The sequence below is a fragment of the Falsihalocynthiibacter sp. BN13B15 genome (assembly GCF_041205415.1).
Classification (GTDB): Bacteria; Pseudomonadota; Alphaproteobacteria; order Rhodobacterales; family Rhodobacteraceae; genus Falsihalocynthiibacter; species Falsihalocynthiibacter arcticus.
In genome coordinates this window covers 16031-29443 of record NZ_JBGFCE010000005.1, presented here as the reverse complement: position 1 = coordinate 29443, position 13413 = coordinate 16031, and the positions used below count along the sequence as shown (strand labels likewise).

Annotated in this window: 13 protein-coding genes; 4 read left to right on the top strand and 9 right to left on the bottom strand. The window is 54.5% G+C overall.

Going from position 1 to position 13413, the window contains the following annotated elements:
- Window position 1: 1 nt before the first annotated feature.
- The 3 genes from AB9F26_RS09935 to AB9F26_RS09925 are packed head-to-tail and all read right to left on the bottom strand — an operon-like array spanning window position 2 to window position 2008.
- Window positions 2-796 (bottom strand): metal ABC transporter permease, encoded by a 795-nt coding sequence (locus tag AB9F26_RS09935; RefSeq protein WP_335584159.1) that lies wholly within the window; start codon window positions 794-796, stop codon window positions 2-4.
- Entirely contained in the window at window positions 786-1541 is a 756-nt protein-coding gene (locus tag AB9F26_RS09930) for a metal ABC transporter ATP-binding protein (RefSeq protein ID WP_335584158.1), read from the bottom strand. The genes AB9F26_RS09935 and AB9F26_RS09930 overlap by 11 nt, the downstream gene beginning before the upstream one ends.
- On the bottom strand, window positions 1538-2008 hold the full coding sequence (locus tag AB9F26_RS09925; protein WP_335584157.1) for a Fur family transcriptional regulator: 471 nt from the start codon (window positions 2006-2008) through the stop codon (window positions 1538-1540). Before AB9F26_RS09925 ends, AB9F26_RS09930 begins: the two co-directional genes overlap by 4 nt.
- An 86-nt stretch (window positions 2009-2094) precedes the next feature.
- On the opposite strand from AB9F26_RS09925, the gene AB9F26_RS09920 reads away from it, so the two are divergent.
- Window positions 2095-3012 carry a zinc ABC transporter substrate-binding protein gene (locus tag AB9F26_RS09920; RefSeq protein WP_369767946.1) on the top strand — a complete coding sequence of 306 codons (918 nt, stop codon included), beginning with the start codon at window positions 2095-2097 and terminating at the stop codon, window positions 3010-3012.
- Between the two features lie 38 nt (window positions 3013-3050).
- Here AB9F26_RS09920 and AB9F26_RS09915 read toward each other — a convergent pair whose 3' ends face one another.
- A complete protein-coding gene (locus AB9F26_RS09915) occupies window positions 3051-3944 on the bottom strand; it encodes a GntR family transcriptional regulator (protein ID WP_335584155.1) in 894 nt (297 codons plus the stop codon).
- Between the two features lie 397 nt (window positions 3945-4341).
- Here AB9F26_RS09915 and AB9F26_RS09910 point away from each other — a divergent pair, with 397 nt between their 5' ends.
- The 3 genes from AB9F26_RS09910 (at window position 4342) to metG (ending at window position 8079) form a co-directional block, all read left to right on the top strand.
- Window positions 4342-5466: a mannitol dehydrogenase family protein gene (locus tag AB9F26_RS09910; RefSeq protein ID WP_369767944.1), complete on the top strand. Its 1125-nt coding sequence runs from the start codon at window positions 4342-4344 to the stop codon at window positions 5464-5466.
- Window positions 5466-6434, top strand: coding sequence for an aldo/keto reductase (locus AB9F26_RS09905; protein ID WP_369767943.1), 969 nt, complete (start codon window positions 5466-5468; stop codon window positions 6432-6434). Before AB9F26_RS09910 ends, AB9F26_RS09905 begins: the two co-directional genes overlap by 1 nt.
- A gap of 115 nt (window positions 6435-6549) precedes the next feature.
- Window positions 6550-8079: a methionine--tRNA ligase gene (gene metG, locus AB9F26_RS09900; protein ID WP_335584152.1), complete on the top strand. Its 1530-nt coding sequence runs from the start codon at window positions 6550-6552 to the stop codon at window positions 8077-8079.
- A 70-nt stretch (window positions 8080-8149) separates the two neighbouring features.
- Here metG and AB9F26_RS09895 read toward each other — a convergent pair whose 3' ends face one another.
- The 5 genes from AB9F26_RS09895 to AB9F26_RS09875 form a co-directional block, all read right to left on the bottom strand.
- A complete protein-coding gene (locus tag AB9F26_RS09895) occupies window positions 8150-9424 on the bottom strand; it encodes a 3-phosphoshikimate 1-carboxyvinyltransferase (RefSeq protein WP_335584151.1) in 1275 nt (424 codons plus the stop codon).
- A 109-nt stretch (window positions 9425-9533) separates the two neighbouring features.
- Window positions 9534-10181, bottom strand: coding sequence for a ThuA domain-containing protein (locus tag AB9F26_RS09890; RefSeq protein ID WP_369767942.1), 648 nt, complete (start codon window positions 10179-10181; stop codon window positions 9534-9536).
- 13 nt (window positions 10182-10194) lie between these two features.
- Complete coding sequence (locus AB9F26_RS09885; protein ID WP_369767941.1) at window positions 10195-11292, bottom strand: Gfo/Idh/MocA family protein; 1098 nt, start codon at window positions 11290-11292, stop codon at window positions 10195-10197.
- Window positions 11289-12437: an ROK family protein gene (locus tag AB9F26_RS09880; RefSeq protein ID WP_369767940.1), complete on the bottom strand. Its 1149-nt coding sequence runs from the start codon at window positions 12435-12437 to the stop codon at window positions 11289-11291. The genes AB9F26_RS09885 and AB9F26_RS09880 overlap by 4 nt, the downstream gene beginning before the upstream one ends.
- A gap of 71 nt (window positions 12438-12508) precedes the next feature.
- Entirely contained in the window at window positions 12509-13204 is a 696-nt protein-coding gene (locus AB9F26_RS09875; protein ID WP_369767939.1) for an endonuclease/exonuclease/phosphatase family protein, read from the bottom strand.
- Between the last annotated feature and the right edge of the window lie 209 nt (window positions 13205-13413).

Here is a 13413-nt window from a genome sequence, read left to right as displayed (position 1 = left end):
GTTAGCCAGACCGGAGGGGCAGCCGGACGAGCGAGGCAACCGCAAAAAAAATCGCGACCACACAAACGATAGTGGGGCCTGCCGGCGTGTCGTAAATCAAGGCCGCTTGTAGTCCCAACACGACGGATGCCGCGCCAATTGCTATGGCAATAAATGCCATGCTTTCGGGTGTTTTGGCAAAGGGGCGCGCGGCGGCGGCGGGCATGATGAGCATCGCTGTGACCAGTAAAACTCCGACAACCTTGATCGCAACAGCCACAACTAGTGCCAGCGCGATAGTGAGGATTAGTTGTTCGCGTTTGGGGTTGATTCCGCTGGCATAGGCCAAGCCTGGGCTTAAAGTCGAGGTGAGAAATAGAGACCAACGCCAGACCAAAAGCGCGAGGATAACGGCTGCGCCGCCCCAAATTGCGGCTAAATCCATGGTCGTTACAGCAAGGATTTCCCCAAAAAGATAGGCCATAAGATCGACCCGCACACCATCGATAAATGAGATCGCGACGAGGCCAAAAGCGAGCGCGGAGTGGGACAAAACCCCGAGGAGGGAGTCCGTTGAATGGTTGCGGCCACTGAGGGTTGAGACGAGGATTGCCATCAGGAGAGCGACGGCAAGGACGCTTGCGAAGACCGAGATGGAAAACCCGAGCGCGATTGCGACGCCGAGGATCGAGGCATGTGCAGTTGCGTCGCCAATATAGGCCATCCGCCGCCAGACAACGAAACACCCAAGTGGTGCGGCCGCAAGCACAAGACCGAGGCCGGCCAATGTGGCGCGGAGCATGAAATCATCCAGCATTTTGATTCTCGTGGCCACAGTTTGGGCCGTGTTCATGGTCGTCGTGGCTGTGGCTATGTTCGTGGCGGTACAGCGCAAGTGCGCCCCCCGTTCCGGTGCCAAAGAGCGCACGGTATTCAGGTGCCGAGGCCACGATATCGGGTGTTCCGTGGCAGCACACATGACCGTTGAGACAGACGACGCGATCGGAGGCGGCCATCACAACATGCAGGTCGTGGCTGACCATTAAAACGGCACATCCGAGTTGCGAGCGCACGTCTTCGATCTGTTGGTAAAAGGAAGCCGCTCCGGGTTGATCGAGACCCTGTGTGGCTTCGTCGAGAATAAGCAAGTTGGGTTTATGGAGCAATGCCCGCGCAAGCAGCACGCGTTGAAGTTGCCCCCCCGAGAGGTCGGCCATCGCGGTGTCGGCGATATGTCCAGCGCCGCCAGCGTCCAACGCCGCAGTGACCTCCGCAAGGGGGTGGCGTGTTGGCAAGCTGAGGAAGCGTTTCACAGAGAGCGGCAGGCTGGGATCAAGTTGGAGTTTTTGCGGGACGTAGCCGATCTTGAGGTTTCCCGCCCGCGTGATTTTTCCGTCGCTCGGGATCGCGCCAATAAGCGCCCGCAGAAGGGTGGTTTTGCCCGAACCGTTCGGTCCCACAAGAGTGACGATTTCGCCTTTTTCAATGTGAAAATCGACGGCATCCAGCGTTGTTTTTGACCCAAATTTTACCGTGAGCTTTTCTGTGGAGATCAGTTTCATACCGTGTCCGATTGGCAATTTGGGCACAGACCGAGCGCCTCAACAACGGTGCGTTCAATTTTGAAACCGAGGTCGCTTGCCTGTTCATTTAGCAGAGGGGCGCAGAAGGTTTCGACGACACCATCGCATTTTTTGCAGATTAGAAAGGCGGGCGCATGATGCTCTCCGGGATGCATACAGGCGGCAAAGGCGTTTAGGCGTTCGATCTTATGGGCAAAGCCATTGGACACCAGAAAATCAAGCGCACGATAGGCGACAGGAGGTTGGGAGCCCAAGCCTTCGGTGCGCAGATGGTCGAGAATTTCATAGGCCCCGAGAGCACGATGTTCGGTCAGTAGGATTTCCATCACGCGTCTGCGGACGGGTGTGAGTTGGAGCTTCTGCGCGCTACATTGCGCCTCAACCGACGCGATGCCGGACACGATGCAATCCTTGTGGTCGTGGTGTTCAAATCCATGGGTCGACATAAGATCTCAGTCTGTTGGGTTCCTGCTTGTAATGTTATATTATTACATATAAGTCGAGGCCAAATTTAGTTTTAGAGGAAAAAAAGTTGAAAAATCTATTACCCGTATTCGTTGCCGCCATCGTTTTTGGACAATCCGCACATGCCAAGGCGCCCAATGTCGTGGTTGATATCGCGCCGATCTATGCAATTGCCGCGCAGGTTATGGAGGGTGTTGGGACGCCCACATTGATAGTGGAACAAGCGGCCTCGCCGCATGATTTCTCATTGCGCCCGTCACATGCACGCGGACTTCAAAACGCGGACGTTGTTTTTAGTGTCAGTCCCGACCTAACGCCATGGCTTGTGAAAAGCTTGGAGACTTTGGCCAACGGGGCCGAAATTGTGTTCTTGGCAGAGGTTTCAGGGACGAATTTGTTGGAGGCACGCGAGGAGGAAGAGCACGCCGATGAGGAAGAGCACGCCGATGAGGGGGGGCATGCGCATGGTGAATTTGATCCCCATAGTTGGCTTGACCCAGAAAATGCGGTGCTCTGGGCGGGGGAAATGGCGCGTATTCTGACGGAAATTGACCCTGAAAACGGGTCGGTATACAAAGAGAATGTTGCGACTTTTGAAGCTCAGATGGCCGCGCTTGCGCAGGGTATCCAAGAGGGGTTTTCCGATCTCGGCGGAGTGGAATACTTTGTGTATCATGATGCATTTCAGTATTTTGAAAAACGATTTGATGTCCCCTCCTTTGGGGCGATAACAGATACAGAAGCTGTTGATCCAGGGCCACGCAGGCTACAAGAGGTGCGCGACAAGATCGCTCAGTCGAACGTCAAATGTTTGGCTGTTGAGCCCGGGTTTAGGTCGGGAATCCTTGACGCGATTGCCCCAAATGGTGGGCTGGACATCGTGCAAATGGATCCATTGGGGGCGACCTTGCCTTTAGACAAAAACCTATATGGCGCGACGCTCGCAAATATGGCGCAGGCGCTGGCCGCGTGCCTTAAGCGTTAAGCTCGCGGAAGCGGGCGGCGCGCCTCAACGCGCGTGCCCTAGTCCCACACGACACTATCCAAAAGAGTGCGCCGCGCGGTTTTCAGGTGGGCCGTGAACCCAATCTTTGCCGCTTCCTTGTTGCCCGAAAGGAGCGCTCGAATAACCACCAGATGCTCCTTGGCTGCCTGCATATTGCGCTCTTTCTCGTAGGTTTTATTCCACCGGTAATGAAAGTGGAAAATCAGCGAAATGAGCACATAGAAATCGGAGATGAACCGGTTGCCAAGCTTTTCTATAAGCACACGGTGGAAGCGCTCATCTAGGCGGGAAAATTTGAGGTAGTGGGTGTCGATATTCTCGAGTAAATCAACGTGAGCCACCTCAAGCGCTTGTAGCTCTGCGCGGGATTCAGCGGACATGGGAGTTTCACAAAAATTCCGCAGCGTCCGAAGCTCAAATATTTCGCGCACGTCAAACAACTCCTCGGCGAAATCACGGGTGAAGCCAAGGAGCACCCAGTGGCGATTGGGTTCTTTCTCGATCAAGCCAAAACGGGAGAAGCGGATGAGATATTCGCGGATCGCTGACGAACTAACGCCGAATTCTCTTGCCAATTCACTTTCTCGAAGGACCGACCCAGGTGCCAAATCGCCACCAAGAATATAGTCCATAAAAAGAGTGTCGACTTTTTCACTGGCCGAGCGTGTTTCCTCAATTGCGAAATAGTCGATAGGGGCGGGCATGCGAAGAACGGTTTTTAACCGGCCGTCCCAATGAATAATCTTGGTTTGATCTAAATGCTCCAAAACGACCCGAATTGTCGTGCGGCTTGTTTTAAGTTTTTTGGCAAGTTCGGTTTCTGGGGGCAGTTGGCTGGCGATATCATGGTCGCAAATATAATCCAAACATCGGTTGTAAGCTTCTTTGTAAACACTATTGCTGCGCGACACGGATGGCTCTCAATGCTGGCTACTCAGGGTGTGGTGGTATGTTTCAATCACAAATTTTTGTTGTTGGCAAAAAGTTTTCTTGGTGAAGTTGGGCGGCGAATTCCCGACCAGTTAGGACACTAGTATGGGGTGGTCAAAATTTCGAGTTATTGATTTGCATGCGCGCAGTACAGCCTCTGCAAATACTGATGGTCCTGCATCATTGACCCGAGGACTTCCCAGAAGCTATGCCACATAGGAAGGGTTGCGGCAAGTTTTTATTGCATAAAAATACATATCGGTGTTGTTCGAACATGTGCTACGAGATAGCCTTCACAAGAACGCGGCGAGAAAGCGTTGGCGAGGGGTTACTTCCAAGGTTAAAGGCCAATGATTTTGAATAAATGGGATGAAAAGAATGAATAAAGCGACCGAAACACCTATTTTTCAGTTTGGAACAAGTCGATTTTTACAAGCGCATGCGGATCTTTTTATCGACGAGGCCTTGAAGTGCGGGGAGGCTGTGGGAAAAATTTCGGTAGTGAAAACCACGGGGGATTCCTCAAGAGTGGCGCGCCTTGAGGGCTTGACCCAAGTTGATGGATATCCAGTGCGCATCAAGGGTTTGCAGGGAGGAGTTCCGATCGACAGCGAGCAACGTATTCAATCGGTTGCGCGCACATTTACGACCGCACAGAACTGGGAAGCGTTGGTGGCGTGTTTTGTTTCCGAAGCACAGTATGTCATTTCCAACACGGGGGATCGCGGGTTTGCAACGCAGCCTGCGGACGGCGGAAATACTTTTGATCAAGCGATGTCCTACCCTGCGAAATTGGAACTGCTCCTTCGGGCCCGCTTTGAGGCGTCGGCGTGGACATTGACGGTGATGCCTATGGAGTTGATCGTCAAAAACGGTGCGATTTTGAAGGCCCGCGTGCTTGAACTCGCGTCGGGGCAATCGCCGCAGTATTTGGAATGGTTAACATCAGACGTGCTTTGGATGGACTCGCTTGTGGATCGGATTGTCTCTGAGCCGCTTGAGCCCGCAGGGGCGGTAGCCGAACCCTACGCGCTTTGGGCGGTTGAATATCAGGCCGGATTTGTCGCGCCCTGCGTTCATCCGTGCATTGATATCGTTGACGATTTAGAAACTCCCGAGGCTTTGAAGCTGTTTATCCTCAATTTAGGGCACACGTATTTGGCCGACAATTGGCGTGCCGAGGAAACACCCCCAGCTTATGTCCGAGAGTATCTTGATAATGCTACTGTCTTGGCTGATCTTAACGATTTATATGAAGCTGAGGCTATTCCAGCCTTCACAGCTGCAGGCCTTGAAGAAAAAGCCCGCGCTTATGTGGAAACGACGATTGATAGGTTTCGAAACCCGTTTTTGGATCACAAGATCGCCGATATCGCGGGAAATCACGCTGAGAAAATCCAGCGCCGCATTGCAGATTTTTTAGCTTGGGCGCACAAGAACGGCGATACCAGTCTGAAGCCGCGACTAGAAAACATTGTACAAAAAGCAAAAGAGGAATCGTAATGTTCGCCAAACGTAGAGTTGGGAAAACCGAAGTCGAAACAAGTCTTGTGTCATTTGGCACGACGGGTATTGCAAACATTTTTGTCGAGGTCTCGGAGGAGGCTGCGCAGGCGGTTTTGGAGGCGGCGTGGCAAAGTGGCATTCGTTATTTTGATACCGCGCCACACTATGGCCGCGGGCGCGCAGAGGCGCGTTTAGGGGTTTTTTTGGCTACGAAATCGCGAGATGAGATTGTTATCTCAACCAAAGTTGGGCGCGTTTTGCGGCCAGGAAAACAACTGGCCGTCGCCGAAGATTTCGTTAATCCACTCCCGAATGACGTGCATTATGATTATTCCGCGAAAGGCTTTGAAGAGAGCCTTGCCAGCAGTGTGGAGCGCCTTGGAACCGATCGGATTGATATCGTTTTCGTACACGATATCGGCGTTGTGACACATGGTGCGGGGAATGCTGCTCATATGAAAGACCTCTTGGAATCGGGTTTGCCCTATCTTGAGAGCCTTAAAGAACAGGGGAGAATCGGGGCCTATGGTCTGGGCGTGAATGAAAATGAGGTCTGTGTGGAGGTGCTAAAATCCCACCCCTTGGATGTTATTTTACTCGCTGGACGCTGGACCTTGCTAGATCGGACCGCCGAAGCCGAATTGATTCCGATGTGCCGTGAAATGGGCGTGAGCCTCGTATTGGGCGGGGTTTTCAACTCGGGTATTTTGGCGACGGGGCCGACGGAGGGCGCTCGTTTCAATTATGCTCCGGCAAGCGCCGACATTCTGGCGCAAACGCGTGCCTTGGAGGAAAAATGCGCTGCCTTTGATGTTCCACTTGCGACGGCCGCCTTGCATTTCGGGTTTTCAAAACCCGAAGCTGCGAGCGTTTTAATCGGGACGGGAAAAGTCTCCTCCCTCACGCGCAATTTGGAAGCCATCCAAGCGCCGTTCCCCGAAGCCTTGGCTAAAGAGGTTTTCTAAAACGCGCGCGGGGGATTTCTTGGTTGCCGCGCGGGGAGACTTGTATAAAACAGGGGCTTGCCAATATATCCGGTGCGTACCGGAGCTTTCTGCGCTGTGAAATAAGGTGATTAAAATGACGAAAAGCTATGTGACGACGCCCATCTATTACGTAAATGCGGCCCCTCATTTGGGACATGCGCATACGACCGTCATGTGCGACATCCTCATTCGCAACAGGAAAGCCAACGGGGTTGAAACGCGATTTTCGACGGGGTGCGATGAGCACGGCCAAAAGAACCAAGAGTCCGCCGAAAAGCTGGGCTTGCCCGTAGATGAATACCTTGATCTGCGCTCGGCGGAATTCAAGAAAGCGTTTGATTTGTTGAACGTGGATTACGACTATTTTGTCCGCACCAGCCGCCCGTTCCACAAAGAGCGCGTGGCCCAAATGGAGCAATCCATGATGGACGCGGGCTTGATCATCAAGAAGGAATATTCGGGGATTTACTGTAAGGGCTGCGAGCAGTTCAAGACGGATTCTGATCTGAATGAGGACGGGCAATGCCTTGACCACTCGAACCTTTTTGTCGAGGAAATCACTGAGGCGAATTACTTCTTTCCGATGGAGCCTTTCCGTCAACGCTTGTTGGATCACATCGCGGAAAATCCCGATTTTGTGCAGCCACAGAAGTTTTTGACCGAGCTTAAAAATATGCTCAAAGACCCGCTCGAAGATCTGTGTATTTCGCGGCCAAAATCGCGGGTTTCCCTTGGCGTTGAGCTGCCGTTTGACTCTGATTATGTGACCTATGTTTGGTTTGATGCGCTGATCAACTACCTCACGAACTTGGGCTGGCCGGATAATAATTACCAAGACTACTGGGCCGAAGTTGAGCATGTGATTGGCAAGGATATCCTTAAAACACATGGGGTATACTGGCCGATCATCCTTATGGGCATGGGCGAAACCCTTCCTAAGAAACTCTCGGTACACGGGCATTGGCTGGGAAGTGGCGGCGTGAAAATGTCCAAGTCGCTTGGCAATGTTGTGGACCCGTTGGTTGTAGTTGAGAAGTTCGGCGCGGATGCGCTGCGCTATTATCTTGCGCGCCATATGCGGGCCGAAAACGACAGCCAGATTTCTGTGGAATTGATCCAGACCGCGTATAATGGCGAGTTGGGAAATAAGGTCGGAAACCTGCTGTCGCGGGCGGCTAAATTCGCCTCCGATCGGTTGGACGGCAAAGTGCCTGCGAAGGGGGCTTTGACGGCGGAAGATGACGCCGCACGGGCCGCAGCGATGAAGGCCGCACTTGGGTTTGCCAATGTGTTTAAGCTGGCGGAAATTTCGTCCCGCACCGAAGCTTTGATCGTGGCAGCAGACGAGTTGAATACCTATTTCACCGAGCAAGCGCCGTGGAAGTTGCTCAAAGATCCAGAAACTGAAGCGCGGGGACAGACTGTTTTGTATGTGACGCTTGATAGTTTGCGGGTGTTGCTGGAGGCCTTCCGTCAAATCATTCCTGTGTCGGCAGATAAAGCCTTGGCGATTTTGGATTGCCCGATTGAAGTGGGGCCTATTTGGACCCCGAAATTGGATCGCTTGCAGAGCGGTGCGCAGTTTGGGGAAGTTATTCCGCTGTTTCCGCGCATTGCCGATTGAGGCGATAAATGGTCGAAAGTTTAAAAAAGGGCGCCTCGAAAAGGCGCCCTTTTTAAATTCTTTAAAGTTTTTAAACTTCGGTTGAAACCATCCCGATGCGTGCCATTTCGACCCAATAGTCGGGGAATGTTTTTCCGACGCAATTTGGGTCTTGGATAATGATGCCCTCCACCCGAATGGCCGCGAGGGCGAAGCACATGGCGATGCGGTGATCGTTGAATGTGCGGATTTCGGTGGTTGCGGCATCGGGTTTGATGTCGGGTGCGCCGTTTACCAAAAGATCGTCGCCCTCGACGGTGGCCAAAGTGGCGTTGATTCGGGTGAGGCCTTCGCGGAGGGCTTCGACGCGGTCGCATTCTTTGACGCGTAGATTTTTCAATCCGATAAAGCGCACCGGTGTTTCGTTGAAGGCCGCCAAGACAGCCAATGTTGGGACGGCGTCTTGCATTTGAGAGCCGTCCACGACGGCGGGCATGTGGGGGAATTGGCGGATGACGTCGAGCGCTTTGGCATCGGGCTGGGCGGTTTCGCCTTCTTTGGTGTTGGAGATTGTGACCTCGCCCTTGGAAAGCGCGTCGGCAGCCCAAAGGTAGGTGCAGGCGGAGTAGTCGGGTTCGACCGCATAGTCGGGCGCGCGATAGTCGCCAGCGGGAACGATCCATTTGCCCGCGGGGTCGGTTTCGACGGTGACGCCAAATTCCTGCATGATGCGGGTTGTGACATCGAGGTAGCCTGCGCCGTCGAGGCCATTGGCGTTTTTGAGAGCGATTGTGAGGCCTTTTTCAAGGCGGGGTGCAATCATCATCAGGGCGGAGATATATTGGGTGGAGAGGCCAGCGTCGATTTCAACATCGGTGGCGAGGTTTTTGGCGCCACCGGTGAGGGTGACGGGGGGGCAGCCCGTGGCGCTTGAGGCGGTGAAGCCAAGGTCGTTGAGGGCGGAAATGAGGGGCTGGATGGGGCGGCGCTGCATGTCTTCGTCGCCGTTGAGGACGGTCGTGCCATCGGCCAAACAGGCAGCGGCGGTGAGGAAACGGGCGGTTGTGCCCGCGTTGCCGACGAAAATCTCGCCTTTTGGGGGGACGAGTTTGCCTGTGCTTTTGACGATGGTTTCGACGGGGTTCACGGCACTGACCGAGACACCGAAATCGCGCAGGGCTTGGGCCATAAGCTCGGAATCCTTGCTTACTAAACAGCCTGTGAGTTTGGTTTCGCCCACAGAGAGGGCGGCGAGCAAGAGGGCGCGGTTGGTGATGGATTTGGAACCGGGGACGGCGACGGAGCCTTTGAGGGTCTGGTCGTTGACGGACAAAAGGATCTTGGTGTCAGTAGAGGGGTGCGTCATTTGGAGATCCTTGCTGTTGGCGGTCATGCCTGTTTTACGCAGGCGTGCGCGGTGTCGCAACAGGGGATTCCGAGGCTGGGAGGTTTCAGCCTCGGAAAGATGTTGAGGGTTAGCGTGCGGCCCAAAGGGCGCCGCGTTCCATCAGGGTTTTCATCTCAGGGACGTTAAATTCATCCGCGATGTGGCCCAAGGCAGAATAGAAGACGCGGCCCTTGCCGAAGCGGCGTTTCCAAGCGACGGGCATGGTGACACCGTCGATTTCGTCAAAACGGCTGCCGTCGAATGTGGTGGTTGCGAGGACCTCAATCGAGGGGTCGATGTGCATGTAATATTGCTCGGAATGGTAGGCGAAATCGCTAAGACCTGCTGTGATCGGATCGTCGGTTTTGACGATTTGGATGGTGTAGTCGATGATATCGCCCGGATGGGCAACCCATTGGCCACCAGTCATAAATTGATAGTCTGGTTCGTTGCGGAAACTGTCGCACATGGTGCCGTGGAAGCCCGCAAGGCCCGACCCAGCGCGCACGGCGGCGAGGAGATTAGTGAGCTCTTCTTTCTCGATGGTCGACATGGTGATGACCGGCATGATGAGGTCAAAACGACCCAAATTTGGGTCGGCGAAGGCTTCGGTGGAGGCGTCGAGGGTGACGTCGAAACCTGCGGCTTCGAGGGTGGATTTCATGACGTTTGCGCTGGCTTCGGGGGTGTGGCCTTCCCAGCCACCCCATACGATGAGGGCAGTTTTCTTGGACATTAGATTTTCCTTTTTAGAGTTGGCCAAAGGGCAATTGGTCGGAGAGAGCGGCGGGGCGGGAACATTGGTGTTTGAGGGAGATTCGACGGCCCGTTTCGGCGGATTTCAGGATGGATTCCATAGCTTCGAGGACATGGAGCGAGAGTTCGAGGCTGGCGCGGTGGGGGCGGCCGTCAAGGATGGCTTGGGCCATGTCCGCAAGGCCGATGACGCGGTAATTTCCGTCGCCGTATAGGTGGGATTGGGGGAGGGTTTCCCAGTCGCCTTTGCCTTTGCTGACCTGAATGTCGCCCTCAAAATGATTGGGGTCGGAGACGATCATGGAGCCTTTGGAGCCGTAGAGTTCGATGTGATTGTGATCGTGTTTATGGACGTCGAAGCTTGTTGTGAGGGTAACTTGGGCGCCGCAGGTGAAGCTCAGGATTGCGGAAATATGGGTTTCGACATCGACGTTGAAAACCTCCGCTTGGCGCGGGCCAGAGGCGATTTCGCGCTTGGCGTAGGAGGCTTTTGCGACGCCTGTGACGGCCTCGATGGAGCCGATCATGTTGATGAGGGCAGTGATGTAATAGGGGCCCATATCCATGAGGGGGCCGCCGCCGGATTGATAATAAAAGTCGGGGTTTGGGTGCCACGCTTCGTGGCCGGGGCACATCATATAGCAGGAACCCGCGAGAGCCGCGCCGATGGTTCCCGCGTCGACGGCGTCGCGGGCAGTTTGGTGTGCGCCGCCAAGAAATGTGTCGGGGGCGCAGCCGACGCGGAGGTTTTTGCGCTTGGCGAGGGCGGTGAGTTGGGTGGCTTCATCGACGGAAATGGCGAGGGGTTTTTCGGAGTAAGCGTGTTTGCCAGCTTCGAGGATTTTGAGGCCCACAGGCACGTGGTGTTGGGGGGTTGTGAGGTTGAGGATCAGCTCAATTTCGGGGTCGGCGAGCATGTCGTCGACCGTAAGGGATTGAATTCCATAGGTTTCGGCCTTGGCGGATGCTGCGTCCATATTGATGTCGGCGCAGGCGACGATGGAAAGAACGGGGAATTGGGGCGCGGCTTTGAGATAGGCGTCGGAGATGTTTCCGCATCCGATAACGCCGACCTTGATGGTGTCTTTCATAGTGCCTCCTGCGCGATCCATGGCGCTTTGTAGAATTCCTTGAGCACAAGCGCTGTGGCCCCGAGCGCGACATGTTGCAGGTCTAGGGGCAGGAATTCGAGTTTTGTGGTTTGGAAATTATCTGTGGTCGCGTTGGCGCGAATGCTTGTGGTGATTTCCTGCGCGTATTTGGTGAGGAAAGAGGCGCTTTCGCAAGTTGTGACCAAGGTGTCGGGGTTAAACAGGTTCACGGCATGGGCGAGGGATTGGCCAAGGATGTCAGCGAGGGGTTTTGCTTGGGAGGGCGCGAGGTTTGAGAGGATTTCGCCTGTCGTTTTATGTGAATGGAATGCTTTTGTTAGGGCGGATTTCGAGAGGTAGGCTTGGGCGCAATCGGTTTGGCCGCAGGCGCAAATTTCGGCTGATCCGCGCACTTTGGTGTGGCCCAACGCGGGTCTTAGTTTTGAGGTGTTTTGGGCAGAGTCGGGCGGGAGGAAGCACATTTCTAGGATGTCATTCAGGACGACGACGGCGCAGCTTTTTTCAGCGCGGTCGTACCATTGCTTCTTGAGGGCGAGAAGCTCGGCGTGGTTTTCGAGGAAGATGGCGAGGCCGGTTTTCTCGTGAAGGGCTTGGGGGAGGTGCGGGGCGATTTTTGCGAAGTCGGCACCTTTGGCACAGGTTCCTGTGCGGGGGTCGATTAGGCCTGAAATGCCAAGGCAGAGGCCGTTGACTTTTCGGCTGTCGATATTTGCGGCGGCGCAGGCCTCAAGGAGGTGGGAGGCGATGAAATCAGTGAGAGCGTCGGGAGGTAAGTGCAAGAAATCCTTTGAGTGATGGGCCGTGAGGATGACATCGCCGCGAAAGTTGGCGAGGGTGAGGGTAAGGCCATTTTCCGTCAATGCGGCACCAAACGCATAGGCCGCATCGGCAACGAGGGCCAAGTTTACGCGGGGGCGGCCACGGGAGGCTTCGTCGGTGTGGCTGACCTCGATGAGGCCCGTTTCAAGGAGGCCGCCAGTGATTGCGGAGACGGTTGTACGACTGAGTTGGGTGAGATCGGTGATTTCGACGCGGGAAATAACTTCGTGTTTGCGAATCGTCTCAAGGACGCTGAACTTGTTGATTTCGCGCATTAATAAGGGGTCTGAGGTTTTGAGAACCATTCAGGAATCCATTTAGTTTGGAGTCCTGAATAAATATTTTCGGCGCATTTTTCAAGCAGAGTTTCAGCAGATTAGAGGCTGTCTGTGTCGAGATAGATCGGGAGGTGGTCGGAGGCCTTGCGGGTTGTGTCGGATGTGAACACGCGACATTCGGAAGAAACGACCTCACGCGAGACGACAAAACGGTCGAGGGGCAGTTTGGGGCGGGCGGTGTGAAAACTCGGCCCTGGTGTGAGGACGTCGAACTGTTTTTCAAAGACCTGACAGGCGGCACCGTGCATGCGCCATTCGTTAAAATCACCGGCAAGAACGCAGGGAGTTCCCGAGGGCATACTCGCCATATAATCCGTCAGTGCGGCCGCTTGTTTTGCGCGCATTGTTGTTTGTAAGCCAAGATGTGCGCCGATGACGCGGAAGGGTTTGGACCCTCTGGCTTGAAAAAGGGCGGAAACCGCACCGCGCGGTTCAAACGAGGGCAGGGGGACGCGCTCAAAGGAGAGGAGTTCGACGCTTGGCCCGTAGAGGATCGCGTTGCCATGCCAGCCGACACTCAATGGGCGCTCGGCGATATCGACGAAATCGTACTGAATTCCGTCTGGATCAACAGGCGAAGGGAGCGTGCCTTGTCGGGAGCCCACCCGTTTGTCGACCTCTTGCAAAAGAACAATGTCGGCGGAAATTTCACGGAGAACTTTGAGAATTCGGTCGGGATCGCGCTTCCAGTCAAGGCCGACGGATTTACGGATATTATAGCTGGCGATGCGCATTTTAAATCATTCGTCTTTGAAAGGTCGGCGTAATGGTGACGTATGACGGGGCGAAGCACAAGGTGTCAACACCCATGAAACGTTCCGATATCGGCGAGTCTGCGTACGGCGCTGTAGGGGGGATTTAAGGCCAGTTTGATAGGAATGACCTCTGTCTGGGCCTTGTGCCTTTTGCTCTCAAAACAAGACCACCACCGTTTTTAACGTGC

Bases quoted from the DNA above. Each gene is read 5' to 3' on its own strand.
- metG (WP_335584152.1), top strand. From the start codon at position 6,550: ATGACGAAAAGCTATGTGACGACGCCCATCTATTACGTAAATGCGGCC.
- AB9F26_RS09930 (WP_335584158.1), bottom strand. From the start codon at position 1,541: ATGAAACTGATCTCCACAGAAAAGCTCACGGTAAAATTTGGGTCAAAA.
- AB9F26_RS09925 (WP_335584157.1), bottom strand. From the start codon at position 2,008: ATGTCGACCCATGGATTTGAACACCACGACCACAAGGATTGCATCGTG.
- AB9F26_RS09875 (WP_369767939.1), bottom strand. From the start codon at position 13,204: ATGCGCATCGCCAGCTATAATATCCGTAAATCCGTCGGCCTTGACTGG.
- AB9F26_RS09895 (WP_335584151.1), bottom strand. From the start codon at position 9,424: ATGACGCACCCCTCTACTGACACCAAGATCCTTTTGTCCGTCAACGAC.
- AB9F26_RS09905 (WP_369767943.1), top strand. From the start codon at position 5,466: ATGTTCGCCAAACGTAGAGTTGGGAAAACCGAAGTCGAAACAAGTCTT.
- AB9F26_RS09910 (WP_369767944.1), top strand. From the start codon at position 4,342: ATGAATAAAGCGACCGAAACACCTATTTTTCAGTTTGGAACAAGTCGA.
- AB9F26_RS09885 (WP_369767941.1), bottom strand. From the start codon at position 11,292: ATGAAAGACACCATCAAGGTCGGCGTTATCGGATGCGGAAACATCTCC.
- AB9F26_RS09880 (WP_369767940.1), bottom strand. From the start codon at position 12,437: ATGGTTCTCAAAACCTCAGACCCCTTATTAATGCGCGAAATCAACAAG.
- AB9F26_RS09935 (WP_335584159.1), bottom strand. From the start codon at position 796: ATGCTGGATGATTTCATGCTCCGCGCCACATTGGCCGGCCTCGGTCTT.
- AB9F26_RS09890 (WP_369767942.1), bottom strand. From the start codon at position 10,181: ATGTCCAAGAAAACTGCCCTCATCGTATGGGGTGGCTGGGAAGGCCAC.